Origin of the sequence: Shewanella sp. Scap07, assembly GCF_013394145.1 — a bacterium.
In the GTDB taxonomy this organism is placed as follows: Bacteria; Pseudomonadota; Gammaproteobacteria; order Enterobacterales; family Shewanellaceae; genus Shewanella; species Shewanella waksmanii.
In genome coordinates, this window is the sequence record NZ_CP041329.1 from 2,608,647 (window position 1) to 2,635,023 (window position 26,377).

Annotated in this window: 22 protein-coding genes and 8 tRNA genes; 22 read left to right on the forward strand and 8 right to left on the reverse strand. The window is 44.8% G+C overall.

All coding sequences use genetic code 11. From position 1 onward, the window contains the following. Window positions 1-38 precede the first annotated feature (38 nt). A complete protein-coding gene (locus FLM48_RS11440; protein ID WP_179024727.1) occupies window positions 39-2,315 on the reverse strand; it encodes an acyl-CoA dehydrogenase in 2,277 nt (758 codons plus the stop codon). Window positions 2,316-2,325: 10 nt separating this feature from the next. Continuing rightward, complete coding sequence (locus tag FLM48_RS11445; protein WP_028775107.1) at window positions 2,326-2,970, reverse strand: TetR/AcrR family transcriptional regulator; 645 nt, start codon at window positions 2,968-2,970, stop codon at window positions 2,326-2,328. A gap of 197 nt (window positions 2,971-3,167) precedes the next feature. On the opposite strand from FLM48_RS11445, the gene FLM48_RS11450 reads away from it, so the two are divergent. After that, the gene (locus FLM48_RS11450) at window positions 3,168-5,021 is read left to right on the forward strand and encodes a M2 family metallopeptidase (protein WP_179024728.1); all 1,854 of its coding nucleotides are present in this window, start codon (window positions 3,168-3,170) and stop codon (window positions 5,019-5,021) included. Window positions 5,022-5,050: 29 nt separating this feature from the next. Here the strand turns inward: FLM48_RS11450 and smrA are convergent, their stop codons facing one another. Beyond that, entirely contained in the window at window positions 5,051-5,635 is a 585-nt protein-coding gene (gene smrA, locus FLM48_RS11455) for a DNA endonuclease SmrA (protein ID WP_051484738.1), read from the reverse strand. 169 nt (window positions 5,636-5,804) lie between these two features. Here smrA and FLM48_RS11460 point away from each other — a divergent pair, with 169 nt between their 5' ends. Both FLM48_RS11460 and FLM48_RS11465 read left to right on the forward strand, forming a co-directional pair. Then, window positions 5,805-6,380, forward strand: a complete 576-nt coding sequence (locus tag FLM48_RS11460) for a nuclear transport factor 2 family protein (RefSeq protein WP_028775104.1) — start codon at window positions 5,805-5,807, stop codon at window positions 6,378-6,380. Further along, window positions 6,377-6,865 carry a YchJ family protein gene (locus tag FLM48_RS11465; RefSeq protein WP_256870915.1) on the forward strand — a complete coding sequence of 163 codons (489 nt, stop codon included), beginning with the start codon at window positions 6,377-6,379 and terminating at the stop codon, window positions 6,863-6,865. The genes FLM48_RS11460 and FLM48_RS11465 overlap by 4 nt, the downstream gene beginning before the upstream one ends. A 26-nt stretch (window positions 6,866-6,891) precedes the next feature. On the opposite strand, the gene FLM48_RS11470 is transcribed toward FLM48_RS11465, so the two are convergent. From FLM48_RS11470 to FLM48_RS11480, 3 genes are all read right to left on the reverse strand, one after another. Continuing rightward, window positions 6,892-9,063, reverse strand: a complete 2,172-nt coding sequence (locus FLM48_RS11470) for an EAL domain-containing protein (protein ID WP_179024729.1) — start codon at window positions 9,061-9,063, stop codon at window positions 6,892-6,894. A gap of 159 nt (window positions 9,064-9,222) precedes the next feature. Further along, window positions 9,223-9,507: a DUF406 family protein gene (locus tag FLM48_RS11475; RefSeq protein WP_028775101.1), complete on the reverse strand. Its 285-nt coding sequence runs from the start codon at window positions 9,505-9,507 to the stop codon at window positions 9,223-9,225. Window positions 9,508-9,580: 73 nt separating this feature from the next. Then, entirely contained in the window at window positions 9,581-10,072 is a 492-nt protein-coding gene (locus FLM48_RS11480; RefSeq protein ID WP_179024730.1) for a VC2046/SO_2500 family protein, read from the reverse strand. Between the two features lie 125 nt (window positions 10,073-10,197). Between FLM48_RS11480 and FLM48_RS11485 the strand changes: the two genes are divergently transcribed. The 4 genes from FLM48_RS11485 to FLM48_RS11500 all read left to right on the forward strand — a co-directional run bounded on the left by FLM48_RS11485 (window position 10,198) and on the right by FLM48_RS11500 (window position 12,075). After that, window positions 10,198-10,282 (forward strand) — tRNA-Tyr (locus FLM48_RS11485). Window positions 10,283-10,311: 29 nt separating this feature from the next. Continuing rightward, window positions 10,312-10,396, forward strand: a tRNA-Tyr gene (locus tag FLM48_RS11490). Window positions 10,397-10,425: 29 nt separating this feature from the next. Further along, window positions 10,426-10,510, forward strand: a tRNA-Tyr gene (locus FLM48_RS11495). A 512-nt stretch (window positions 10,511-11,022) separates the two neighbouring features. Then, window positions 11,023-12,075 carry a PLP-dependent cysteine synthase family protein gene (locus FLM48_RS11500; protein ID WP_179024731.1) on the forward strand — a complete coding sequence of 351 codons (1,053 nt, stop codon included), beginning with the start codon at window positions 11,023-11,025 and terminating at the stop codon, window positions 12,073-12,075. Here the strand turns inward: FLM48_RS11500 and queE are convergent. Beyond that, window positions 12,072-12,740, reverse strand: a complete 669-nt coding sequence (gene queE / locus FLM48_RS11505; protein ID WP_179024732.1) for a 7-carboxy-7-deazaguanine synthase QueE — start codon at window positions 12,738-12,740, stop codon at window positions 12,072-12,074. The two genes, FLM48_RS11500 and queE, sit on opposite strands and share 4 nt — an antisense overlap. 167 nt (window positions 12,741-12,907) lie before the next feature. Between queE and queC the strand changes: the two genes are divergently transcribed. Continuing rightward, complete coding sequence (gene queC / locus FLM48_RS11510; protein ID WP_179024733.1) at window positions 12,908-13,591, forward strand: 7-cyano-7-deazaguanine synthase QueC; 684 nt, start codon at window positions 12,908-12,910, stop codon at window positions 13,589-13,591. 3 nt (window positions 13,592-13,594) lie between these two features. Continuing rightward, window positions 13,595-14,182 (forward strand): rhombosortase, encoded by a 588-nt coding sequence (gene rrtA, locus FLM48_RS11515; RefSeq protein WP_256870916.1) that lies wholly within the window; start codon window positions 13,595-13,597, stop codon window positions 14,180-14,182. An 84-nt stretch (window positions 14,183-14,266) separates the two neighbouring features. Here rrtA and uvrB read toward each other — a convergent pair whose 3' ends face one another. Continuing rightward, a complete protein-coding gene (gene uvrB / locus FLM48_RS11520) occupies window positions 14,267-16,288 on the reverse strand; it encodes an excinuclease ABC subunit UvrB (RefSeq protein ID WP_028775095.1) in 2,022 nt (673 codons plus the stop codon). 772 nt (window positions 16,289-17,060) lie between these two features. Here uvrB and FLM48_RS11525 point away from each other — a divergent pair. From FLM48_RS11525 to nth, 13 genes are all read left to right on the forward strand, one after another. Beyond that, a tRNA-Asn gene (locus tag FLM48_RS11525) sits at window positions 17,061-17,136 on the forward strand. 51 nt (window positions 17,137-17,187) lie between these two features. Continuing rightward, window positions 17,188-17,263, forward strand: a tRNA-Asn gene (locus tag FLM48_RS11530). A gap of 27 nt (window positions 17,264-17,290) precedes the next feature. Beyond that, window positions 17,291-17,366, forward strand: a tRNA-Asn gene (locus FLM48_RS11535). A 32-nt stretch (window positions 17,367-17,398) separates the two neighbouring features. After that, window positions 17,399-17,474, forward strand: a tRNA-Asn gene (locus tag FLM48_RS11540). Between the two features lie 34 nt (window positions 17,475-17,508). After that, window positions 17,509-17,584, forward strand: a tRNA-Asn gene (locus FLM48_RS11545). 109 nt (window positions 17,585-17,693) lie between these two features. Next, window positions 17,694-19,607 carry an EAL domain-containing protein gene (locus FLM48_RS11550; RefSeq protein WP_179024735.1) on the forward strand — a complete coding sequence of 638 codons (1,914 nt, stop codon included), beginning with the start codon at window positions 17,694-17,696 and terminating at the stop codon, window positions 19,605-19,607. A gap of 95 nt (window positions 19,608-19,702) precedes the next feature. After that, complete coding sequence (rsxA, locus tag FLM48_RS11555) at window positions 19,703-20,281, forward strand: electron transport complex subunit RsxA (RefSeq protein WP_028775093.1); 579 nt, start codon at window positions 19,703-19,705, stop codon at window positions 20,279-20,281. Between the two features lie 2 nt (window positions 20,282-20,283). Beyond that, entirely contained in the window at window positions 20,284-20,853 is a 570-nt protein-coding gene (rsxB, locus tag FLM48_RS11560; RefSeq protein ID WP_028775092.1) for an electron transport complex subunit RsxB, read from the forward strand. Beyond that, on the forward strand, window positions 20,847-23,216 hold the full coding sequence (gene rsxC, locus FLM48_RS11565) for an electron transport complex subunit RsxC (protein ID WP_179024736.1): 2,370 nt from the start codon (window positions 20,847-20,849) through the stop codon (window positions 23,214-23,216). Before rsxB ends, rsxC begins: the two co-directional genes overlap by 7 nt. Before the next feature lie 4 nt (window positions 23,217-23,220). Further along, window positions 23,221-24,273 (forward strand): electron transport complex subunit RsxD, encoded by a 1,053-nt coding sequence (gene rsxD, locus FLM48_RS11570; protein ID WP_179024737.1) that lies wholly within the window; start codon window positions 23,221-23,223, stop codon window positions 24,271-24,273. A 26-nt stretch (window positions 24,274-24,299) separates the two neighbouring features. After that, window positions 24,300-24,926 carry an electron transport complex subunit RsxG gene (gene rsxG, locus FLM48_RS11575; RefSeq protein ID WP_179026353.1) on the forward strand — a complete coding sequence of 209 codons (627 nt, stop codon included), beginning with the start codon at window positions 24,300-24,302 and terminating at the stop codon, window positions 24,924-24,926. Next, the gene (locus FLM48_RS11580; RefSeq protein WP_028775089.1) at window positions 24,919-25,617 is read left to right on the forward strand and encodes an electron transport complex subunit E; all 699 of its coding nucleotides are present in this window, start codon (window positions 24,919-24,921) and stop codon (window positions 25,615-25,617) included. Before rsxG ends, FLM48_RS11580 begins: the two co-directional genes overlap by 8 nt. A gap of 2 nt (window positions 25,618-25,619) precedes the next feature. Next, entirely contained in the window at window positions 25,620-26,261 is a 642-nt protein-coding gene (gene nth, locus FLM48_RS11585) for an endonuclease III (protein ID WP_028775088.1), read from the forward strand. Window positions 26,262-26,377: the final 116 nt, after the last annotated feature.

Consider the following 26,377-nt stretch of genomic DNA (forward strand, 5'->3'; position numbering starts at 1 on the left):
AGGAACGCCTTGGCGTTCCTTTTTTATTATTGTTTTACTTAAAGTGATTCAAAGTCATCAACATGAATAGCATCGAGACGTAACTCGTTAGCGATTAGCAATTGCTTGTGCTCATCCTCACTAATGATATTTTGCGCTTTTGCGGCTTCAAATAGCGCTAAGTTAGTGAGCTTTCTAGGCAGCGAACCTGCTTTTTGGCCTTGCTTCAATTTGGCATAAATGCTCTTACATTGATGCTGTGCGATAAATGCCGCTTCAACTTCTGCAATTCCGCCCTTATCACCTTCGAAGTCGGGACAAAGAAAGGTAAGCCGATCACGCGCAGGACCAGGTTGCAACATAGACTGGCAAAGCTCAGTCGCTAATGCATCGCTTGGACCATTAAAATGATTACCAAGTGGGAACATAACAATCCGCATTACCCAAGCAACAACTGGGTTAGGGAAATTACGTATCGCCCCTTGCAGTGCACTTGCCGCATTCTTTAGACGCAGTTGCATCACATAATGTACTGCCGGTAAATCGTCATGCTGACGGCCGTTATCTTCAAACAGCTTTAACGTTGCTGAGGCTAAGTAGAGTTCACTGAGTACATCGCCCATTCTTGCAGATAGCATCTCTTTGCGTTTTAAATCTCCACCCAACATTAACATTGATAGATCGGTCATTAGCGCTAGCGCTGATGAAACCCGAGTCATATCTTTATAATACTGTTTAGTCACACCAGAGACTGGTGCAGTATTAAAGCGGCTACCAGTTAATGCACTGATAAAGGCACGCACGCCATTACGTGACGCATAACCCATATGACCTAACAGCAACGAGTCAAAACGCTCTAACGCATCGGCCTCATTTTCCATCGCAGCGGTTTCCATTTCTGCAAGTACATAAGGATGACAACGTGTCGCACCTTGGCCAAAAATCATCAAGCTGCGGGTAAGAATATTGGCGCCTTCAACGGTAATTGAAATCGGCGTAGCCATATGTCCGTGACCAAGATAATTTTTTGGACCTAACTGAATGCCCTTACCTGACTGAATATCCATCGCGTCATTAATCACATCACGGCCTAACTCTGTCATATGATATTTGGCTATCGCAGTCACAACTGATGGTTTAACCTTCAAGTCAATACCTGTAGTGGTCAAGCGTCGAGCAGCCTCAAGCTGGTAGGTATTAGCAATGATACGAGCAAGCGCTTCTTGTACGCCTTCAAACTGACCAATTGCAAGGCCAAACTGGTGCCGAACATAACTATAAGCAGTCGTTGTTTTAGTCGCCGTATGACCCGATGCTGTGGCTAATGCAGGTAAAGAGATCCCCCGTCCCGCTGACAAACATTCAACCAGCATGCGCCAACCACGTCCGGCATATTGTGGGCCACCAATAATCCAATCCAATGGAATAAAGACATCTTCACCCTTTGTTGTGCCGTTCATAAAGCCCATATTTAGCGGGTTATGGCGACGGCCAATTTCAACGCCGTCATGATCGGTAGGAATTAAAGCGCAAGTAATGCCTAAATCTTCATCGCCACCCAGTAAGCCTTCAGGGTCGCGCATTTGAAACGCTAACCCTAATACGGTCGCCACTGGCGCTAGCGTGATATAACGTTTATCCCAAGTCAGTGACAAGCCTAATACCGACTCACCATTTACCTCTTTGCGACAAACAATCCCTTCATCGGGAATGGCACCGGCGTCGCTTCCCGCTTCAGGACCAGTTAACGCGAAACAAGGAACGGCTTCACCCGTTGCTAATAATGGCAACCAATGATCGCGTTGCTCTTGGGTGCCATAATGAGTCAGTAGTTCTCCAGGGCCCAGTGAGTTGGGTACCATAACAGATACAGCCGCACTGACACTGCGGCTTGCCAGCTTACTGACAATCGTAGAATTAGCATAAGCTGAAAATGCGCGTCCGCCATACTGCTTAGGAATAATCAGCGCAAAAAAGCCCTCTTTCTTAAAATATTCCCAAAGTTCCGGTGGTAAATCTTTACGATTTTGAACAATATCAAAATCATCGATCATCGTCAGGGCGGTCATGACTTGATTGTCGATGAACGCTTTTTCCTCAGCACTCAGTTGAGGCTTACCATAACTATGTAATGTATCCCAGTTAGGCTTACCTCTAAACAGCTCACCTTCCCACCATACATCACCCGCTTCCATCGCCTCTTTCTCAGTAGCCGATAACGGTGGTAGCACTTTCTTAAAAAAACTAAACACCGGACGCGTGATGAACTGCATACGGATATTCTTTACCGTAAACAGCACAATAATAATCAATAGCACTAAAATAAACAGGGTCATACAAGCACTCCTAAGCCGTTTTTGTTGCTATAGGCACAGCAACACCCGCAGATAGATAGGGAATAACCTTGCGGATCACATCTTCGATATCATTATGTTCACCAAAATCAGCTTCAGCGATCTCTGTTAACGCATCAGCCGATGCCATAGTGAATACAACAGTACCTAAGGTAAAGTGTAGTCGCCAAAACATCTCTGCTGGGGGAATATGTGGTGCACTATCCGCGACGGCTTTAACAAACTCTGATAAGTACTCACCATAGTGGGTGGTAATGAACCAACGTAAGTGACCTTGGCTTTCAATATAGCCACGGCCTAGCAGTTGTAAGAAGGTACGAGTCCCTTCTGTTTTAAAATCATTAAGATCTAACAATGGCTGCACCAAGCAGGAGAATATATCGTCCAAGCTGGCGGTGTTGTCCTGTTGCAACTTGATAATTTCTGCCGCAGCCGCGGGCATAAACCTATCTAAATAGCGAGCAAGCACAGCGCGAATAAGCTCTTTTTTAGAACCAAAATGATAATTGACAGACGCTAAGTTAACTTCCGCTTTACTGGTGATTAATCGTAAAGATGTTTCAGAAAAACCACGCTCAGCAAATAGCTTTTCAGCAGCATCCAATATTCTTGTTTTTGTGTCGGATCGATTAGCCATTCCGTGACCTTGTAGATGTTATTTAAAACGTGCGTTTAAATTAAACACTAGTTCACTTATTGTCAAACTTAATTGCTGCTTAGCGGGTGCTTTAGCTAGGTAAATACGTTTTTTGTTGTACTGACTCGGCAAAAGCTATTATCCAGTCTAAAAATAGGTAAACTATTTGTGAAAAGAATAACAAGGATGAAATAAACATGATGCTCCCATCAAAACTGACCTTAGTCAGCGCTGCAATTGCGCTTAGCTTAGTCTCAACAGCTTGCTCAAACAATAAAGAAAATAGCGATCAAGGCCAAATTGAAAACCATAGTGAAAAACCGACAATAGCCGAGGCTAAAGCCTTTATTAACAGCGCTGAGGCGGAACTTGCCGCAATCTCTATTGAACAAAACCGCGCCGAATGGATATACAGCAATTTCATAACCGATGATACCGCAGCGTTGTCAGCTAAAGTCGCTGAGAAGCAGATTGCCACCTCCGTTCAGTTTGCTACCCAAGCTGCACAATATGCCGAACTGCCTCTAGATGAGGTTAATAAACGTAAACTCAATATTTTACGTAGTTCTTTAGTGCTGCCCGCTCCATTAGATCCTGCCAAGAATGCAGAGCTGGCAAAGATCAGTTCAGAGCTGAATGGCTTATACGGCAAAGGTAAATATTGCTTTGAGGATGGTCGTTGTTTAACCCAGCCCGAGCTTTCTGCCATTATGGGTGAATCCGCCGATCCGGCACTTTTGTTAGAGGTGTGGCAAGGTTGGCGTGAAATCGCCAAACCGATGCGACCTTTGTTTGAACGCGAAGTCGAGCTCGCCAATGAAGGGGCAAAAGATCTCGGTTACGCTACCCTCTCAGAACTTTGGCGTAGTCAATACGACATGCAACCCGATGAATTCTCCGCCGAGCTTGATCGTCTTTGGGGCCAAGTGCAGCCTTTGTATGAATCTTTACACTGTTATGTTCGCGGAGAGTTAAACCAAAAATATGGTGATAACGTTGTGGCTGAGCAAGGCCCGATTCCTGCTCACCTGTTAGGTAATATGTGGGCCCAGCAATGGGGCAATGTTTATAATACTGTCGCGCCAGATAATGCCGATCCCGGGTATGATGTCACTGAGCTATTAGCTCAACATGGCTATGATGAAATTAAAATGGTACAACAAGCCGAACAGTTTTTCTCATCGCTTGGTTTTGAGCCATTACCTGAAACTTTCTGGCAACGTTCGCTGTTTGTGCAACCTCAAGACAGAGATGTCGTCTGTCACGCGTCAGCTTGGGACCTGGATAATCTAGACGATATCCGCATTAAAATGTGCATTCAAAAAACAGCTGAAGACTTTACCGTGATACACCACGAACTGGGTCATAATTACTATCAACGCGCCTACAAATCTCAACCCTTTATTTTCAAAAACAGCGCTAATGATGGTTTCCACGAAGCGATAGGCGACACGATTGCCCTAAGTATTACCCCTAGTTATTTAAAACAAATTGGCCTGCTTGATGAGGTGCCTGACGCCTCAAAAGATATTGGCTTACTATTAAAACAAGCACTCGATAAAGTCGCATTTATGCCATTTGGTTTGATGATTGATCAATGGCGCTGGAAAGTCTTCAGTGGTGAAATCCAGCCCCAAGACTACAACAAGGCTTGGTGGGAATTACGACAAAAATATCAAGGCGTGATGGCGCCGACTGAGCGTAATGAAACTGACTTTGATCCTGGCGCTAAATATCATGTACCGGGTAATGTGCCCTACACTCGTTACTTCCTAGCCCATATTTTGCAGTTCCAGTTTCACAAAGCGCTATGTGATATTGCCGGCAATGAAGGTCCTGTGCACCGCTGCAGTATCTACGGCAATGAGCAGGCAGGCGCGAAGCTTAATACCATGTTAGAAATGGGACAAAGCCAGCCTTGGCCTCAAGCGCTAGCCGTCGTCACCGGTAAAGAGCAAATGGATGCGTCGGCTGTACTAGATTACTTTGCGCCTCTACAAACTTGGTTAGATGAACAAAACCAAAACGCAAACCGCCAATGTGGATGGTAGTTTAAAACGATAGCCTGATGATTAGCAGGCTATCTTACTCCAGCACCTTTGTAATTAGTCTCACGGGCGATCATTTTTTGATTCGCTGATTTTTCCAACATCACTAATAACGCACCCGTTGCCCCCATCAGTTGTGGGGCACTGTGAAACGCCATGACTCCCTCGATATTCATCAGCCAGTCATTGACAAAAGATTTCATCAAACCTGGAAAAGGTCGACTTTTTTCACCTTTACCGTGAATCACCAGCACATTGCGCCATTCCATCTGCTTTGCATGGGTTAAAAATTCTAGCAACTCACTGCGGGCCTTAATAACGCTGAATTGATGAATATCGATACTCGCCTGAACCGGGTAGTGTCCTAACCTGAACTGTTTAAATACTGCTTTTTGCACACCTTGGTTTTTAAAACTCAAAATGTCATCGGGCTTGGTTGGGGCGATCGAACCAGGTTCTATGGTTAGCTTTTGTAACTGCAACGCCAGCCGTGAACGCTGTAATTTTAATTGTTGAGCGCTGTTATCGACCTTAGTCTGTGGCAAGACAGAGCCATCTTGTGTTAATGGCTTTACATCAGCCATTTCAGCTAGAAATAGCGCAGCATCATCTTTCATAATCGGCCTCTTAATACAACGGAGCTAGGACAATATACGCTAAATTAATCAGCAAGGGCATCAATGCAAGGTTAACTGCCTTAAATACACACTTTGTTAAGATCTATAACTTTAGATCAATTGCACCATCCATTATAGTATCAATAGTATTGGCAACTTTGAAAACTTAATGACCGCTTTTAAACCCTTGTTAAGCCTATTTGTCCTCGCAACACTATTCAGCTCTGCTCTACAAGCTGGCAATGATGAGCATAAAGCGCTTAATCATTTTTATGTGCAGTTTACCGAGGCATTTGAGCACTTAGATACTGATAAGCTAGCCAGTGTTTACGATGACAATGCCTGCTATATACCAGAAAGCCAAGGCAAAGAAATTACCATGGGGAAAGAGAACATTCTCGACCTGTACAATAAGTTCTTCGGTAAGATTAAACACAAAAATGCGCGAATTGAAGTGGATTTCAGAGTCATTGAACGACAAATGGAATCGAAAAATGCCACCGATATTGGCTACTACCTTATTCGCTTCCATCCGCCAGTCGATGCGGGTGAGCCAGTAAGCGAGTTCTCTGGTAAATTTGTCAACGTATCGAAGAAAAAACAAAATGGTCAATGGGTCCTCACCGTTGATACAAGTAACCGCTCTGATCCGTCGTTTTATTTCAATGCAAAGCCAACACCTAACCTTTATTACGGTCGCCAATTCAGTGCGTTACCCTCTTTGGAAAGTGCCCAATCAAAGTGAATCAAAAGCCTCTTTTATGCCCTTGCGGTCAACAGCAACAAGGGCAACGAACACCCTACACCCACTGTTGTGAGCCCTACCATTTAGGTCATTCATTAGCCAACAACCCAGAAACGTTAATGCGCAGCCGCTATAGTGCTTTTGTGTTGCAGCAACATCAGTATCTAATCGATACTCACCATGGAGACTATTTAGGTGGGTTAACCAAGCAGGTATTAGATGGGCAAGAACCAACTCAATGGATTGGTTTACAGGTGATAAGCTCTGCTAACCAGCAGACAAAAGGCAGTGTGACTTTTCAGGCTTGGTACCTTGCAGAACATGGATTGGATGCCATTCATGAGCAATCAGATTTTGTATTTGAGCAGCAGCGCTGGTGGTATACAAGTGGTAAACAGTTCAAGGCGGTGCCGCCAAAACGCAATATGGCTTGTGTCTGTCACAGCGGCAAAAAGTTTAAACAATGCTGTATGAATAAAGGCTAATAAGCCGGCCGTTCACTGCCTAGGTGTTAATGAACTAACATCCCCTGCTCCTGGTTAAGAAAGGCACTAAAATCAGCTTCTCTTAACGCTGGGCTATACAAAAACCCTTGAGCCTGATGACAAAGGTGATCGGCCAAGAAGGCTTCTTGCTCTTGGGTTTCCACCCCTTCGGCCGTTAAGGAAATATTCAACGCAGATGCCATTGCGATAATAGCACTGACAATTTCACGGCTTTCATGGCTGACGCTTAAATCCGAAATAAAAGAGCGATCAATCTTAAGTTTGCTAATGGGGAACTGCTTTAGGTAGCGCATCGAACTGTAACCGGTACCAAAATCATCAATGGCGAGCCCTACTCCTAGATCCGAGAGCTCCTTACACAAATTAGTTGCGTAGACGATATCTTCCATTAACTCAGTTTCAGTGATCTCCAGTATTAAGGTGCCAGGCTTAATACGATAACGCGTTAGCATTTCCCACACTTGATCATACAAATTGCCGCTAAAGAACTGCCTCGCAGACACATTCACATGCATAGAAATGGTGACATCATGATGTTGCCACAAATTAAGCTGGCGACAAGCGGCTTCTAGCACCCATTCCCCAATGGCGGTGATCATGCCTGTTTGCTCAGCAATATCGATAAATGCACCTGGATACAACACGCCTTTTTTGGGGTGATGCCAACGAATCAGCGCCTCAGCACCAATGTAGCTCTGACTACGTAAATCTTTTAACGGTTGATAATAGAGTTCAAATTCTCGACTGCGCAGTGCGGTTTGTAAGTCGCGCTCTATCTGCGCATCTTCTTTAAAGGCATTGAGTAACGCATTGTTAAACACTTGAATCGCATCTGACTGCTTCTTTTTAGCATACTGCAGCGCGATATCAGCGCAGGTCAACGGTGCAAACAGTTGCTCAACTGATGCAATATCCACTATCGCGATGGCAGGTTTAGGATCGACATTATCTCGACCAATTAGCACCGACTGCGATAGCTGGTGGTAGAGGCGTTTTAATAAGTAGTCTAAGTCACCAGCTTGAGCTGGCGATTTGACGATAAGTGCAAATTCGTCACTTCCTACACGGGCAAGCAGCTCGGTTTTATTTACCCGAGCAAAATGGCGCAAGCGCCGAGCTATTTCAATGAGTAACTCGTCACCCTTTTCATGGCCATAAGTATCGTTAAATCGCTTAAAACCACGTAGATCGACAAGAAATAGATGTCCTTCGGTGCATTTATCCAGTTCTTTATTAAAAAATGAGCGATTGTACAAGCCGGTTAGCGAGCAGCGCCAGGCTAAACGCTCCAAATCCGTTTTATAACTCATCTCCTCAGAACAATCTTCAGCGCAGATCAATGCATAATGATTACCGCGTTGAGTAATAAACTGTTTTGCACTAAACCTTAGCCAATAGCGCTCGCCATTAGAGCGGGTGATCTCCGTCTCCCCTTTGGCAACTATGCCCTCTTTTACTCGGCTCAGTGCAGCATTAGCCATTTCAGGGTGTTGCCTAAAAAAGTCTAAGCGTAAAACCGATTTGCCTTTGACTTTACTCAGCGGCGTGCCGGATATCACTTCATGAGCTTGATTGACATACTCGATAATATCGGTGCGCAAATTAACTAGCATGCTAATTTGCTCTGATTGTTCCATGGCGCTTGAAAGTAAAGTGAGTCGCTCATCTTTCTCATAAGCATTATGGGTGGCTAATGTCAGCGCTAATTGGTCCGCCACTTGTGACGCGATGTGTATTTCGCTTTCAGTCCAAGCTAAGAAATCCTTGCGCTCAAGATACAAGACGCCCTCTAAACGGCCATTAATGCGAATAGCGACTTCAAGGCTAGCATTGATACCACGAGGCTTAAAATAGGCTTCGGCAAATTCACTCAGTCGTGGATCTGACTTGGTATCATCGGAGGCAATATGGCGCTTAGATTTTAACTCGAGCAGATAGTTTGCACATAAGCTTGGCTGAGGGCGAACCACTTGGTGTTTAAACTGTGGTCCGTATGTCGCAATTTCTGTGGTTGCATCGGTATCACTGCAGATTGCTGACACGCCGACATGCTTAACGGCGAGTTGCTGACACAACAACTCCGTCGCTAATTCGGCCGTTCGGGTAAAATCACCTTCTTGCTTCGCAGTGGAGTTAACGATCAACTCCAACAAGTGTTGATAATCTCGCGTCTTCACATGTATCCCTAAAAAATGACAAGTCAAAATACGCTCGTCAGTCACTTTATCCTTATTCAATGACGGTAAAGTGTTTAATAATTATATTATTTATTGATAAGTGAACCAGCCTACACGATTTATTTACATAATGGCAACTCTAGGCGGTATCAATATGCACTAAATATGATTTTCTAACTGAAAAATCATTTTTTCGGCACTAAATTGAAATTGTAACTTTAATGTCAACATAGCGTCATCTTGGGTGATATCTGCCCTGACGTCGTCAAAACGAGACTGAGCCTTAGTGACTAATTCATCAACAGTTTGCTGCTGTTCAAGGCTGTACTGTAATATTAACACCGTATCATGTTCGTCTATTACTGCACCAATATCGGCATAACTACCACAGTCATTGCAAGTATCATTAACTAAGTCAGATTGGCGTTGCTGAATATTTTTCATCGTACTCTCCGAGATATTGACCTGACCAAGTATATCGACTATTTGCCACTCTATCTAATTCAAGCTCACGAAATCACACTATTAATTCTGCAAACTGACGTTGAGCAATTAGTTGTTCTGAAAAATAGGGGACTTGAGAATATATTTCACTTTTAGCTTGATTGGGGTTGAGATAACCCATTCGCGCACTTGGGTCGGTATTAGCCAACACTTCTACCATTGCAGATTCTACCTCACCACGGTTAACCAAAGCTTCTGGTCGCAGGCCTTGCTTTAAACGAAAGGCCGTTAAACCAGCCCGTTGATACTCGTCGCTATTATCTATCACTTGCGCTTGCTCAAAATGAGCCACTATTGGTTGCTCTGGCCCCAATTCAAACTGTGCCCTTAGCTTGTTGGTATCGGCGTCGTCATTGCTCCGGGCCAAAAATTGCGCCATATCGCGCGCATCACTCGACATTAAAGCCAGCAGCAGCGCAAATTCACCGCGACGAGCACCGGATACCGCCCCATTTAAGCGCGTACCTAAATGTGACTCATTGATTAATAACTCATTAGTTCGCATAAAAAAACATCAACAAAACAACTCTTTGGTATTTTATCGACCACTTGATAGCGAACTTTAGTAAAAAGTTTAAATTGGGTCTTTACAGCAGCGACGTTTCTGACTACTATTGCCGCCGCAATTGAGGAGGGGTTCCCGAGTGGCCAAAGGGATCAGACTGTAAATCTGACGGCTCAGCCTTCGAAGGTTCGAATCCTTCTCCCTCCACCATTTGCGACAATTGAATTAAAGATATTCGTGGAGGGGTTCCCGAGTGGCCAAAGGGATCAGACTGTAAATCTGACGGCTCAGCCTTCGAAGGTTCGAATCCTTCTCCCTCCACCATCTTTGCTACAATTGAATAGAAAATCTGTGGAGGGGTTCCCGAGTGGCCAAAGGGATCAGACTGTAAATCTGACGGCTCAGCCTTCGAAGGTTCGAATCCTTCTCCCTCCACCATTTTTCTCTTGCTTGACTCTCTAACCTTTAAGTAAATCTCTTAGCAACAATTTTTCGCTTCATTTTCCACGCTCGCTACATTGCAAAACACGCCATTGCTCGCTGTTAATTATCGCAGTGTAAACTTATCTAGGTAACTAACGTCTATAAAAGCCCTTAGCCACTTATATAAGCCATTAGCCCGCTATAAACCATTCGCTGCGTATAAAAGCCATTAGTCCTGTATAAAGCCATTAGCGCTGTAAAAAGCCATCAGCCCAGTAAAAAGCCTTTAGCAGTTAATAGAAGTTCACGCTCGAGATATCGCTATTGCCACCCCTTTCACATTAATCGCTTCCTGGTGCGTTGCATTAGCCTCTGCGCCTTAATCTCTATCCGCCAACAAAAAAGCAAACTTTTCTACCTTTCTTAGGTCGTAATTAGACTATGGAGTGCTTATACTCATTCCCATAGGTTATTACATATAACTTAGAGCTATATTTAAGTGTCAATTTTTGAATAAGAGGTAGTCGATGGCAAATCAGTGGGTCAATCAAGCGATAGGAAAAATAGAAGCGGACTTTCAACGTAGTGCTGATACACATTTAATTAAGCTAACTCTACCTGCACTTTCTGGCATCGATATTTATCTAAAAGATGAAAGTACCCACCCAACAGGCAGTTTGAAACACCGCCTTGCCCGCTCACTCTTCCTTTATGGACTGTGTAATGGTTGGATCCAAGAGCAAACCACCATCATAGAATCATCCTCAGGTAGTACGGCAGTCTCAGAAGCCTACTTTGCAAGATTGCTAGGCCTACCTTTCATTGCCGTTATGCCAAAAAGCACAGCCAAAAAGAAGGTACAACAGATAGAGTTCTATGGCGGCCAATGCCACTTTGTTGACCATTCAAGCGAAATCTATGCTGAATCACAACGGCTAGCCAAGGAACTCAACGGTCACTATATGGACCAGTTTACCTATGCTGAACGCGCAACCGATTGGCGTGGTAACAATAACATTGCCAACGCCATCTTTGATCAAATGCAAAAAGAACCCCACCCAACGCCAACGTGGATTGTCATGAGTCCCGGTACTGGCGGCACTTCGGCGACCATTGGTCGCTATATTCGCTACCAGCAAGAGACCACTCAGCTATGTGTAGTCGACCCCGAAAACTCGGTCTTTTTTGATTACTTTAAAACTGGGGATACCACACTGACGTGTGATAATGGTAGTAGAATAGAAGGCATCGGCCGCCCAAGAGCTGAGCCGTCTTTTATTCCTGGGGTGGTCGATCATATGATCAAAGTTGACGATGCCGCTTCTATCGCCTGTATAAGATTGTTGGAAAAATCCATTGGCCGCAAAACCGGCCCTTCAACAGGTACCAATTTATACGGCGTATTAATGTTGGCGAAACAGATGCAGCAAAATCAACAACAGGGTTCCATTGTAACCTTGCTCTGCGATGCCGGAGAGCGTTATCTCGATACCTACTATAACGACGAATGGGTAGCTAACAATATTGGTGATACTAGTGAATATGAAGCGCTGCTTAGCCCATTTTTTAACGACGACTAATCAATATTAAGGTATTTGTGGGTCTGAATTGATAAACGCCAATTGCGATCAATACAGACCTGCATAGCCAGCTCAGTGGCTCTTGCCTTCTGGCTAATAGGCTGCAAGCACATGACCTTATCGGTGGTATCAATGTCTGCTACTAAAGCATCCAACTCTTCAACATGACGCATCAACCCTACAGGGTGTTTAATCTCGTTGGCACGCTGCAACGCATCTTGGCGCACAATCATACCCGCTTTCATATTGATCTTAGGCGATACTGTCACCCAAGTATCTACGCTACAGTTAACCTCAAAAGTCCCACTGGTTTCAATCTGGCAGCGGTAACCTGCCTGCTCGAGCGCTGTAGTTAAATCTTGCAAATCATACATACAAGGCTCACCACCGGTGATCACTACATGTCTGGCGCTAAATCCCATTCTAGTGAAATGGCCGATGAGCTCCTTCGCTGTCATTTCTGACCAACGACCTATGCTGCCATCAACCTGAATTACCTGCTCAGGCGACACTTGGTTTTGGGCAAGCTTTTCCCAGGTATGCTGCGTATCGCACCAAGCGCAACCTACAGGGCAACCCTGCAAGCGAACAAAAATGGCGGGGACGCCGGTAAACATACCTTCGCCCTGAATGGTTTCAAATACTTCGTTAACAGGATAATTCATAGTTACCTCAAACACTGGGGCGGCTTTTATAGAAGATTTTAAGGCAACAAGCAAGTCTTTAGCCTAGATCACTCGGCTATTTAGTACCCGCGCTAAGCAAACAAGGATAGTTACAAGGCCATAGCGGTCAGTTACACTATAGGCAAAATTTCTACCCGTGAGTCTGTATGTCGAAAGTTGTCGTGGTATTTAGTGGAGGTCAAGACTCCACAACCTGTCTAGTACAAGCATTAACCCAATATGATGAAGTACACGCTATTACCTTTGATTATGGTCAACGCCATCGTCAAGAAATTGAAGTTGCCAAAACACTCGGCCAACAGTTGGGATTAAAAAGCCATAAAGTGCTTGATGTTACCATGCTCAACGAATTGGCGATTTCAGCACTGACCCGAGATGATATCCCAGTATCCAATGAGTTGATGGATAATGGCTTACCAAATACCTTCGTTCCTGGCCGTAATATCCTGTTTCTTACCCTAGCGGGCATATATGCCTATCAAATTGGCGCGCAAGCTGTGATCACCGGTGTGTGTGAAACTGACTTTTCTGGTTACCCCGATTGCCGTGACTCATTTATTAAAGCCATGCAGTCAGCACTAGAACAAGGCATGGACCGAAAGCTGGCACTCGTCACTCCGTTAATGTGGTTAAATAAAGCTGAAACTTGGGCATTAGCTGACAAATATCAACAACTGCCATTAGTTCGAGATCAAACCCTCACCTGTTACAACGGGATTATTGGCAGTGGTTGTGGTACCTGCCCAGCTTGTTTGTTACGCCAAAAAGGCTTAGATGATTACCTCAATAATCAAGCGCAAGTCATGCAACAGCTTGAGCAAAAAGGCTAACAGTTGAAATCGATACCAGCCAGTGTGCTTAGCGTTGTCATTATTACGTTGTTCAGTGTATTGATGTATTTTATGCCGGTAAGTGACTTGCTTAATTACCAGCGAGTACAAATCGATAGCGGCCAATGGTGGCGCCTGATTAGTGGTAACTATCTGCACACCAACCATTGGCATCTAATAATGAACTTAGCTGGTATGTGGGTGATTACCGCCCTGCACTATCATTTTTATAATGGCAAAGGGCTACTTATTCTATTCGCCTCACTATCACTGTTAGAAGGCTTAGGCTTGTACCTGTTTTACCCAAGTCTAATTGGCTACGTGGGCTTAAGCGGCATTTTACATGGCTACTTTACGTTTGGTGCCTTGAAAGAAATTCAACACAAAATGAAAGCTGGCTACCTACTGTTACTAGGAGTGATTGCAAAAGTCTCCTATGAGCATGTCAATGGTGCCACCGAGCAGGTATCAAATTTAATCAACGCAAGAGTTGCAACCGAGTCCCATCTCATTGGTGTGCTAGCAGGCGTGTTAGTTTTCATCGGTTACCTGGCCATAACACGCTGGCCTAACCCCACCGCTAAAAGCTAGCTTTTAAAGGCGTTCCTAGAAAGCTCGCTTACTCCAAACAAGAAAACTTTGAGCACGACTGTTGATAGCCGTGCTCAAGCTTGTTTATGCACTAATAAGTGCTTCACGCAGTTGTTTGACTTGATCCCTGAGCGCCGCTGCTTGTTCAAATTCAAGGTTCTTAGCATGTTCATGCATTTGCTTCTCCAGCGCATCAATACGATGACTGAGTGAAGCGGCATCATCCACTTGATAGTGGCCTTGCGGGCTAGCGACTTTAGATGCCTGGGTGCGAGCGGTTGCATCTTGCTGCTCACCACTATCCCCCACATCCATGACGTCAGTAATTTTCTTGACCACGCCCTTTGGAGTTATGCCGTTATCAAGATTGTGTTGATGCTGCTTAATACGGCGCCGCTCTGTTTCTCCCATCGCTTTTTTCATCGAATCGGTAATGCGATCAGCATACAGAATCACTTTACCGTTTACATTACGTGCCGCGCGGCCAATCGTCTGAATTAGTGAACGCTCTGAGCGCAAGAAGCCTTCTTTATCGGCATCTAAAATACACACAAGCGATACTTCTGGCATATCTAAGCCTTCACGTAGCAAGTTAATCCCGACGAGTACATCGAATTTACCCAGACGTAGATCACGAATAATTTCTACCCGTTCTACCGTATCAATATCGGAATGCAAATAGCGCACTTTAACGCCATGTTCATCAAGATATTCGGTGAGATCTTCTGACATGCGTTTAGTTAACGTGGTCACTAATACGCGCTCATTAACCGCCACCCGCTTGGCAACTTCGCTAAGCAAGTCATCAACCTGTATCGCAACTGGCCTAACTTCTATTTCCGGATCTAACAATCCGGTCGGGCGCACCACTTGCTCAGCAATTTCACCTTCACTCTTATCAATTTCATAAGCACTGGGTGTGGCCGAAACAAAAATGGTTTGCGGCATTAAGGTTTCGAACTCTTCAAATTTAAGCGGTCTATTATCTAATGCAGACGGCAAGCGGAACCCATACTCGACTAAGTTGGTTTTTCGAGAGCGGTCACCTTTATACATGGCACCGATCTGCGGCACGGTAACATGACTTTCATCAATGATCAGTAACCCGTCCGCTGGGAGATAATCAAGCAAGGTCGGTGGACCTTCCCCCGGCCGACGGCCAGAGAGATAGCGAGAGTAGTTCTCAATGCCGCTGCAATAGCCTAACTCGGTCATCATCTCTATATCGTATTGCACCCGTTCAGAGACTCGCTGCGCTTCGATAAGCTTATTGTTGTCAAGTAGCTCCTGGCGACGTAACCGCAACTCCTCTTTTATCTCTTCGGTGGCGGCCAGCACTTTTTCACGCGGCGTAACATAATGGCTCTTAGGATACACAGTCGTTCGCGCAATGCGTTGGTTGATATGACCTGTTAACGGGTCAAATAAACTTAAGCGTTCAATTTCATCATCAAACAACTCGACTCTAATCGCATCGCGGTCCGATTCAGCTGGAAAAATATCAATCACTTCACCACGTACCCTAAACGTACCACGTTGCAGTTCGATATCATTGCGGGTGTACTGCAGCTCACTCAAGCGAGTTAAGATATCTCGCTGTCCCATGTAATCGCCCTGACGTAGATGCAGCAGCATCTTCATATAGGAATCAGGATCGCCCAAACCGTAAATTGCCGACACCGAAGCGATTAACACAACATCTTTTCTTTCTAATAGTGCCTTAGTCGCAGATAGGCGCATTTGTTCAATGTGGGCATTTACCGATGCATCTTTTTCAATAAAGGTATTAGTAGAAGGCACGTAGGCTTCAGGCTGGTAATAATCATAGTAAGAAACAAAATACTCTACCGCGTTATTTGGGAAAAACTCTTTCATCTCCCCATACAGCTGCGCAGCCAGCGTTTTGTTAGGCGCCATAATAATAGTGGGCCGAGCCATCTGCTGGATCACATTGGCAATAGTGAAAGTTTTGCCTGAGCCTGTTACCCCGAGCAGCGTTTGCCGCGCAATGCCATCTTCCAACCCTTCGACTAATTTTTTAATCGCCGTTGGTTGATCGCCAGCAGGCGTATAATGAGATGCTAACTGAAACTGAGAATCGCTCACGTACCACCACTCCTTTAAAATCAAGTGCATTAGTTTAATCGACACCATCGACGAAAGCCAAACCTTTACTACCCTTGAGAGATGACATTTTGATGATAGAAAAATGAAAGTTTTACACAACACGAAATTAGCACTCAAAAGCTCAAAAAACAGCCACAAACCCAATAAAACAAGCGAATTAATACACAGAAGTTGACCGTGAAACTGTTACATATTGGCAACAGCTTACAGCGGGAAATTAAATTGTTATTGATTTTTCTAATCGCCTGTTTTTAAAAGGATTAAAAAATAACCAGTAAAAGTGTGCAATTTAAGTCCAATGCCCTTGTTACTAGGGTTTGAAACACATTTTTAAACATAACTCACAGGTTTATCCACAGATTTAGTGGATAAGTGCCACAAGGCCAGTTATCACGGGACTTTAACGACCATTAGCGTTTATTGAACTTGGTTATTGCTATGGTGTAATTTAATTACATTTGAAACTTTGCTTACAGTGAAAGCGCTTTCCTAGTTGAGTGCCTGCGCGATTAAAGCTGACTAAAACAACCACACGCTACTGAAGTTGATCCATACAAATGAATCAAACTATCTATCTCTAACCACTAAAGAAAAGTATACTTGATGACCAAATTGCCTGTTAAGACGTCAGGATGCGCATTAGATGAGCACTTAACAGCATAATTACACTTTTTTTTGGCTGCTGAGTTGACTCGAATTCAAGAGCGCTTTAATATGCGCTCCGTCTTCAACGACGAGTTGCTTTAACGATTCCCCTGTAGTTCAGTTGGTAGAACGGCGGACTGTTAATCCGTATGTCACTGGTTCGAGTCCAGTCTGGGGAGCCAAAGCAATTATTAAATTGAAGACAAACAGGTATTTACCTGATTAAACACGATTCCCCTGTAGTTCAGTTGGTAGAACGGCGGACTGTTAATCCGTATGTCACTGGTTCGAGTCCAGTCTGGGGAGCCAAGTTTAATAAAATTTAAGTATAGCGTTTCCCCTGTAGTTCAGTTGGTAGAACGGCGGACTGTTAATCCGTATGTCACTGGTTCGAGTCCAGTCTGGGGAGCCACTTACTTAATAATGCTATTGAAGTTATGCGATTCCCCTGTAGTTCAGTTGGTAGAACGGCGGACTGTTAATCCGTATGTCACTGGTTCGAGTCCAGTCTGGGGAGCCACTTCGATAACAAGTACAAGTTGTAGTATTACGCTTCCCCTGTAGTTCAGTTGGTAGAACGGCGGACTGTTAATCCGTATGTCACTGGTTCGAGTCCAGTCTGGGGAGCCACTACACCCTCCTACAAAATTCCCTTTATCAATTTCGCTTTAAGCATTAATCAGTTACACTTATTCGATATTCTTTATTACTCATATCAAGTTAGTGGAACGGATTCTTTATGAGCGTCTCAAAATCTTTTCATCTAGTTTTACTTACTGTGTTTGCGCTAATCGCAATCGCGGGACTTTTTGTCGAGAAAAAACAGTTACACCAATTTGGTGAGCAACAGCTCGCGCAGTATCAACAATCCAGTCAATTAAAAACCATGGATGCAGCCAACGGTAAGGCATTTTATCGCCAACTGGCAGCAAAGTATGACCTGCAATTTTTTCAATACATCCACACAGACGATAACGAGTTAAGTTACACCCATGGCAGTTTAGATAAACAAGATAATGCCATTACATCTTGGCTGAATATTGATTTAGACGATACCCGTACCTACCCTGGCGGACGTTTGCAAGTGCGTTTAGATACCAGTCAACTTATCGATGCCGCACTAAATGACTTTACTTCATGGTTACTGGCCTTAATCGCTGCGTACGTAATATTAGCCATCATTTTTAGCTTAATGATGCGCAAGCAAGCGGTCAGTATTGGTTATGCCGCCAGCTACATTCAAAATCTCAGTGAACATAAATTCGCCGCACTTGAGCAATCAAAACTGAGCGGCCAGTTTAAACCACTCGCCCAAGCGCTCGACAATAGCCGAGCACAATTGGCGCAAACGACAGCGAATTACGAGAAAGAACTCGTTGCTCTCAATAAAGAAGCCTACCAGGATCCGATCACAGGCCTAGGTACTCGGCAAAAATTTACCGAGCATTTAGACACCATTACTAATGGTAAAAACAGCCGGATCGGAATTTTGGCCTTAGTAAAAGCCACTGAGCTTGGCAGTATTAATCAATCTCAAGGCCGCTCAGCCGGTGATAGCTACTTGGCTAAAATCGCAGAAATCATTTCAAACTGTGCGGTAAAATATGAACATGCCCAGTGTTATCGGATCTCAACTGGCGATTTTGCGGTGATTATCTCCGATATTACCATCAAAGATAGTCAACAGTTTTTGGCAGCGATTAAAACCCATTTTAATGAGTACCAACAAACCATTAACGCTGACTCCATTGGCCATACGGGCTTAGTTCCCTATCAACAAGGCACTGAAGCCGTGCCATTACTAACCTTGGCTGATGCCGCTGTCAGTATCGCTCAAACCCTTGGCCCAAACAGCTTTCATGTTCAAGAAAAACTTAATGGAGATGAGCTATACGGCGATACACGCTGGCAAGAAGCCATAGAAGATTTAATACAACGCCGTGCACTTAAGTTTTACGTGCAACCTATCTCGCCTTGTCGCAGCGAAGTGCAGGTGTACAAAGAATTATTAGCGCGCTTTTATAACAGCGAAGGGAAATTTTTACCCACTGCCACCGTTATCGCTATGGCAGAACGACACGGTAAAAGTGTTGAGCTCGATAAGCTCATTATTCTCAGCACCATTAGAATGTTGCTAGAAGACCCGAGTATTGAAGGTGCTTTTGGCATTAACATTAGCAGCGCATCGGCCATGCAGCCCTCTTTCGTCGCGTGGTTAAAAGATGTATTGGGCCGTCAACGCCACATCGCAGCGCGATTAGTCTTTGAAGTTAATGAAGCAGGATTACAAACTAATTTTAAAGCAGCACATTCGCTAGTCCATGAGATCCACAGTGTAGGGTCAAGAGTCAGTGTCGAACACTTTGGTATGGGACTGACTTCATTTAAGTTTTTCAAACAAGTACGCCCTGACTTCGTTAAGCTCGATCGCAGCTACGCAGAGTCGATTGATGTAGACACTAACAATCGATTTTTCGTCAAAATGATGATTGATATCGCCAGACGCTTGGCTATTCGAGTTATTGCTTGTGGCGTTGAAAGACAAGAAGAAAAACTGGCACTGGAGCGATTACTCGTCGATGGCCTGCAAGGCTACTATATTGCTCAGCCGCAGGCATTTAGAAACAAAGGTGGCGAAACCGCGTCCAATTAGCGCGCTTATTGGTTAATCCCTGCATTCTATGTGTTGTTTATACGCTTAGAAAAGTCGATAATATGCGCATAAATTAAATAAGATAATTAGTAGAGATGAGTGAATATCTCCTATTGCTGGTTAGCACTGTGCTAGTCAACAATTTCGTATTAGTTAAATTTCTTGGATTGTGCCCTTTTATGGGCGTTTCCAGCAAGCTCGAATCCGCCATTGGCATGTCAATGGCGACGACTTTTGTGTTAACGCTTGCATCTATTATTAGTTACCTCGTCAACCAATACTTGCTACTGCCCTTTGATATGGGCTACCTGCGTACCATGGCCTTCATTTTGGTTATCGCTGTAGTAGTGCAATTTACCGAAATGGTCGTACAGAAAACCAGTGCATCGCTCCATCGGGCACTGGGCATATACCTGCCGTTGATTACCACCAACTGCGCGGTCTTAGGTGTCGCTTTGTTAAACATTAACGAAGATCATAATTTTATTGAGTCCGCGTTCTACGGATTTGGCGCTGCTGCAGGTTTCTCTTTGGTACTTATCTTGTTTTCGGCGATGCGTGAGCGGCTAGCAGCTGCTGATGTGCCATTACCTTTTAAGGGCGGTGCCATTGCGATGATCACCGCAGGTTTAATGTCATTAGCCTTTATGGGTTTCACAGGGCTGGTAAAATAAACATGTTAGAATTTGTTATTGCAATCATCCTGTTAACCCTTTTAGCGCTTGTTTTCGGTGCCCTATTGGGCCTAGCAGCAGAGAAATTTAAAGTCGAAGGTGACCCGCTCGCCGACCAAGCTGAAGCCCTTCTACCGCAAACTCAATGTGGCCAATGTGGTTACCCGGGTTGTCGCCCTTATGCGGAAGCTATCGCTAACGGCGAAAAAATCAACAAGTGCCCCCCTGGCGGCACGGCAACCATGGAAAAACTCGCTGAACTCACTGGCCAAGATCCCGAGCCGTTAACAGTTAGCGAAGAAGTCCAAGAGAAAAAAGTAGCTTACATTCGTGAAGATGAGTGTATTGGCTGCACCAAATGTATCCAAGCTTGCCCTGTCGATGCCATTCTAGGTACGGGTAAACAGATGCATACCGTTATTACTGATTATTGCACTGGCTGCGATCTTTGTGTCGAACCTTGCCCTGTAGATTGCATTGATATGTTGCCTGTTAAACAGACCACTAAGAATTGGGATTGGAAACTCAATGCGATTCCTGTCACTGTGCTACAAGAGGATATGAAGTGTTAACCTTATTAGAGCAGATTGATAAAGGGACACTGTGGCGCGCCATAGGCGGAATACACCCACCAGAAAATAAATCACTCAGTAATGGTGGATGCATTAGCAAGCTCGCTAGCGCACAAGAATACGTGTTGCCATTAGCGCAAGTAGGTGACAATGCTAAACTAGGTATCGCACAGGGCGAGTATGTTAAAAAGGGGCAGACGCTCACCGTATCTGCAGGCTTTGGCTATTTACCGGTACACGCTCCCACCTCTGGACATATCACCGCCATTGAAAAGCGCGTGAGTAATCACGCCTCTGGTTTACCCGTTCTGAGTGCCATTTTACAGCCTGATGGCCGGGACAATGCTATTGAAACACCAAAGGCTCGCGACCATAGTGCCGCGATTGGTTTAAACAATACAGAGCTGTTGCAACTGATAGAGCAAGCGGGTATCGCCGGCCTCGGTGGCGCTGCTTTTCCTACCCATATTAAGCTCAATCCAGTATCAGAAATAGAATTGCTGATCATCAATGGGATTGAGTGTGAGCCTTATATCACCGCCGATGACCGCCTAATGCGGGAATTTAGCGACGATATTTTGCTAGGGATAGAGCTTATCAATAAATTGGTGGCGCCTAAACGGGTCATTATTGCCATAGAAGATAACAAGCCTGAAGCCATTGAAGCGATGGAACATGCGCTAAATCGCAGCGCAATCAGCAGTGATAAAATCCGCATCACTGTAGTACCAACCCTGTACCCATCGGGCGGTGAAAAACAACTAATCCAAATTCTAACAGGTCAGGAAGTCCCTTCAGGAGCTATTCCAGCGCAGCTTGGTATCGTCGTGCAAAACGTGGCGACTGCCTTCGCAATAAAACAAGCCGTGTACGATCACCAACCTTTAATCGAACGCGTGGTCACGGTTACGGGAAAAGGGGTTTACCAGCCCGGCAATTATTGGGTGCCGATAGGCACCCCAATCAAGCATATTCTAAAATCTTGTGATTTCGACGCCGACAAAGTTGAGCAGGTGATTATTGGTGGTCCAATGATGGGCTATACCCTCCCCAATGCCGATGCGCCCATCTTAAAGGGTAGCAACTGCGTATTGGTACCCGAACTTCAAGAGCTTGGTACGCCGCGCCCAGAAATGCCTTGTGTGCGCTGCGGTGAATGTGCCCAAGCGTGTCCAGCACAGCTTTTGCCACAACAATTATTCTGGCATTCAAAAGCCAAAGAATATGACAAAGCGGCGAGTTATAACCTGCAAGATTGTATCGAGTGCGGTTGTTGTAGTTATGTCTGCCCCAGCGATATTCCCTTAGTTGAATATTATCGTGTCGCCAAGTCGGCCATTCGCACCGAAGTTGAAGAGAAGAAACAGGCTGAATTGGCCAAACAACGTTTCGACTCTCGTACTTTACGTCTTGAGGAAGAAAAAGCCGCCCGTGAAGCCAAGGCGAAACAAGCAGCAGAGCGCCGTAAAGCCAACATGAGTAGTGGCGATAAAGACGCTGTAGCTGAAGCCATGGCGCGGATAAAGGCTAAAAAAGCTCAATCAAGCGCACCAGACAATGATAAAAAAGCTGATGTATCTGCGGCAATAGCACGGGCCAAAGCGAAAAAAGCAGCCCAAGGGTCTCAAGATGATAAAGCCAGCCAGGTTGCTGCCGCCGTCGCACGAGCCAAGGCAAAAAAAGCAGCCGCAGCTGAAGCCGCACCGTCTGAGGTAACACCCGCTGAAGATAAAAAAGCCCAAGTAGCGGCTGCCATTGCTAGAGCTAAAGCGAAAAAGGCTGCACAACAAACCACATCGCTAAGCAGTGAGCAAACACTAGACACTGAAGCTGATAATAAGCAGGCAAAGATCGGTGCAGCAGTCGCCAAGGCTAAAGCCAAGAAATCAGCTCAGGCATCTGAAACACCAAGCGATGAAACTGCTGAGTCTGGCACTGATGATAAAAAAGCCAAAATTGCTGCAGCAGTCGCCAAGGCTAAAGCCAAGAAATCAGCTCAAGTGGCTGAAACAACAAGCGATACAATCGCTGAGCCTGGCACTGATGATAAAAAAGCCAAAATTGCCGCTGCAGTCGCCAAGGCTAAAGCCAGAAAAGCCGCTAGTGCTGAACAAGCCACACCAGAGATAGACCGCGCAGCTCAACAGGTGCCATCAGAGGCTATGAGCGAGCAATCAGATGATACAGCCTCCTCTCAAACACACAGTTTAGAGGATAGTGACAGCTCAACTAACAGTAGCCAGCCTGTTATCAGTGATACTGATAGTGCTGCTGATATCAAAAAAGCGCGAATTGCCGCTGCCGTTGCTAAAGCCAAAGCGAAAAAGGCATTAGCACAACAAGTGTCAACGAAAGAGGAATAATACAGTGGCATTTAAAATGGCGTCGTCCCCTTATTTACGCGACAAATTGCAGACCAGCAGCTTAATGCAGCGGGTTATGCTATGCGCCCTTCCCGGTCTTTTAGTCCAAAGCTACTTCTTTGGCTGGGGTACGTTAGTGCAAGTGTTATTTGCCATGGCTACCGCAGCGCTATGTGAAACCGCTATTTTAGCTATGCGTCAACGTCCGATAAAAGCCACTTTACAAGACAATAGTGCGCTATTAACTGGCTTTTTACTTGGGCTTGCGGTGCCAGCTTTTGCGCCTTGGTGGATAACGCTGTTAGGTGTCGCTTTTGCCATCATTGTGGTTAAGCAACTGTATGGTGGCTTAGGCAACAATATATTTAACCCCGCAATGGCAGCTTATGTCATGTTGTTAATTGCCTTCCCTCTACAAATGACAACCTGGAGCGCACCAGTTGGTTTTGAGCACCATGCATTTGGTTTGCTAGAAACCGCACGGATTATCTTCTTTGGCAGTACCGCTGCCGATATTAGTCTGTATCAAATGGGCGCCGACGGAATCGCCATGGCGACCCCACTAGATAGTGTTAAAACCGCTTTTTCAACAGGATTAACGATAAACGAAGCACTGCTGGCAAACAGTTTCAGCGACGGCTTCGGTATTGGCTGGCTATGGATCAACTGTGCCTATCTGCTAGGCGGCCTAGTCATGATAAAGCTCAAGCTAATACGCTGGCATATTAGCGGCGCCATCATTGGTTCATTGTTTGTCTGTGCCAGTATCGGATATCTATTGAGCCCCGATACCCATTTAGGTCCACTATTACACCTATTTTCAGGTGCAACTATGTTAGCCGCATTTTTTATCGCTACCGATCCTGTTAGTGCCGCAACCAGCAATCAAGGCAGGCTGATTTTTGGTGCTTTGATTGGTGTACTGGTCTACGTGATTCGTACCTATGGTGGTTACCCAGATGCATTTGCATTTGCAGTTTTGCTTGGCAATCTTTGTGCACCTTTTATCGATCACTACGTCAAGCCACGCACCTATGGCCACAGAACGAGCCGTTAAGGAACGCAAGCATGCTTAAAAAATCTATGCTAAAAAATGGGTTGTTACTCGCATTGTTCGCCATGCTGTGTACCGCGTTGGTGGCGGGGGTCAATCAATTCACCTACGATAAAATCAAACAGCAAGAGGCACAGGAATTACTGCGGGTGCTGCATCAAATTGTGCCGGATAATATTCACGACAACAACCTGATTGAACACTGTATTCTAATCCATAATCAAGAGGCTTTAGGCACCGACGAGCCCTTACCTGCTTATATCGCTTCAATGGCTGGAACTCCCGTAGCTATCGCTTTAGAAACCGTTGCCCCTGATGGCTATAACGGTGATATAAAAATTATTATTGCAATAGATACCGAAAACCAAGTACTCGGGGTTAGAACACTCAGTCACAATGAAACACCCGGCCTTGGTGATAAAATAGAGTTAAGAAAATCTGATTGGGTAACAAGCTTTAATGGCTTATCGCTGCAAGCAGACAATGGCAAACCCTGGGCAGTAAAGAAAGATGGCGGCGATTTTGACCAGTTTACTGGTGCAACCATTACCCCGAGGGCCTATGTCAATGCGGTACATAAAGCGATATCTTTTTTTAAGGCTGAGCAGCAAAACTTGTTAAGTCGCCCAGCAAACTGTGAGGTGGATTATGACTAACTACCGTGAAATTGCTTGGCAAGGGCTATGGAAAAATAACCCTGGATTAGTGCAATTACTAGGCTTATGTCCGCTACTTGCCGTTACCGCAACTGTCACTAACGCTTTGGGTTTAGGTCTTGCGACGCTTATCGTGTTAGTTGGCTCAAATATCTTAGTGTCGCTGGTTAAAAATTATGTCCCTAAAGAGATCCGCATTCCGGTCTTTGTCATGATCATTGCAGCACTCGTCACAACCGTACAATTACTGATCAACGCATACGCTTATGGTTTGTATTTGTCATTAGGGATATTCCTACCGCTGATCGTAACTAACTGCGTCATCATTGGCCGCGCAGAAGCCTTCGCTTCGCGTAATAATCTCGCCAGTTCAGCCTTTGATGGATTAATGATGGGCGTCGGCTTTACGCTAGTCTTAGTTGCCCTAGGTGCAAGCCGAGAGCTGTTAGGCCAAGGCACACTTTTTGATGGTGCTGATCTGCTGCTTGGCGATTGGGCTAAGAGCTTAACCATACAAGTGTGGCACATGGATACGCAATTTTTACTTGCTATGCTGCCACCAGGAGCATTTATCGCGATGGGCTTCTTAATCGCTGCGAAAAACTATATCGACCATGTTATAGAACGCCGTCAGCCAAAAACCGAAGTAGAAACCACGATTACTCGAGCCAGAATAACAAAAGTTAATTAACTATGAATACCGAGAAGCGTCGTCAAATTTTAGAAATATTTAGGGACAATAACCCGCATCCAGAAACCGAACTCAATTTCTCCAGCCCCTTCGAGCTATTGGTGGCGGTAACACTTTCAGCACAGGCTACCGATGTCAGCGTCAATAAAGCCACCGATAAGCTATTTCCGGTAGCCAATACTGCACAGGCTATTTACGATTTAGGTGTAGATGGGCTTAAGCAATACATCAAAACCATTGGTTTATATAACAATAAAGCTATTAACGTTATTAAAGCCTGCAAGATCCTCATCGATGAACATCAAGGTGAGGTGCCTGAAAATCGCGAAGCCTTAGAAGCCCTGCCCGGTGTAGGACGTAAAACCGCTAATGTGGTACTAAATACCGCATTTGGTTGGCCAACTATTGCCATTGATACCCATATCTTTCGGGTGGCGAATCGCACTAAGTTTGCGATGGGAAAGAACGTAGATTTAGTTGAAGCCAAAATGCTTAAAGTTGTACCCAAAGAGTTTAAGGTGGACGTTCATCATTGGTTTATTCTTCATGGCCGCTATACCTGTATCGCCCGCAAACCAAGATGTGGTAGTTGTTTGATAGAACACCTTTGCGAGTTTAAAGATAAAGCTTATCCGGACGAATAAGCCTATTAGCTTTAAACAACAAAAAAGCCGCTTAATGCGGCTTTTTTAGTATCAGTTTTATCATTTAGAACATGAATACGAAAAACATACTCAAAAATGCCGCAATAATGACACTC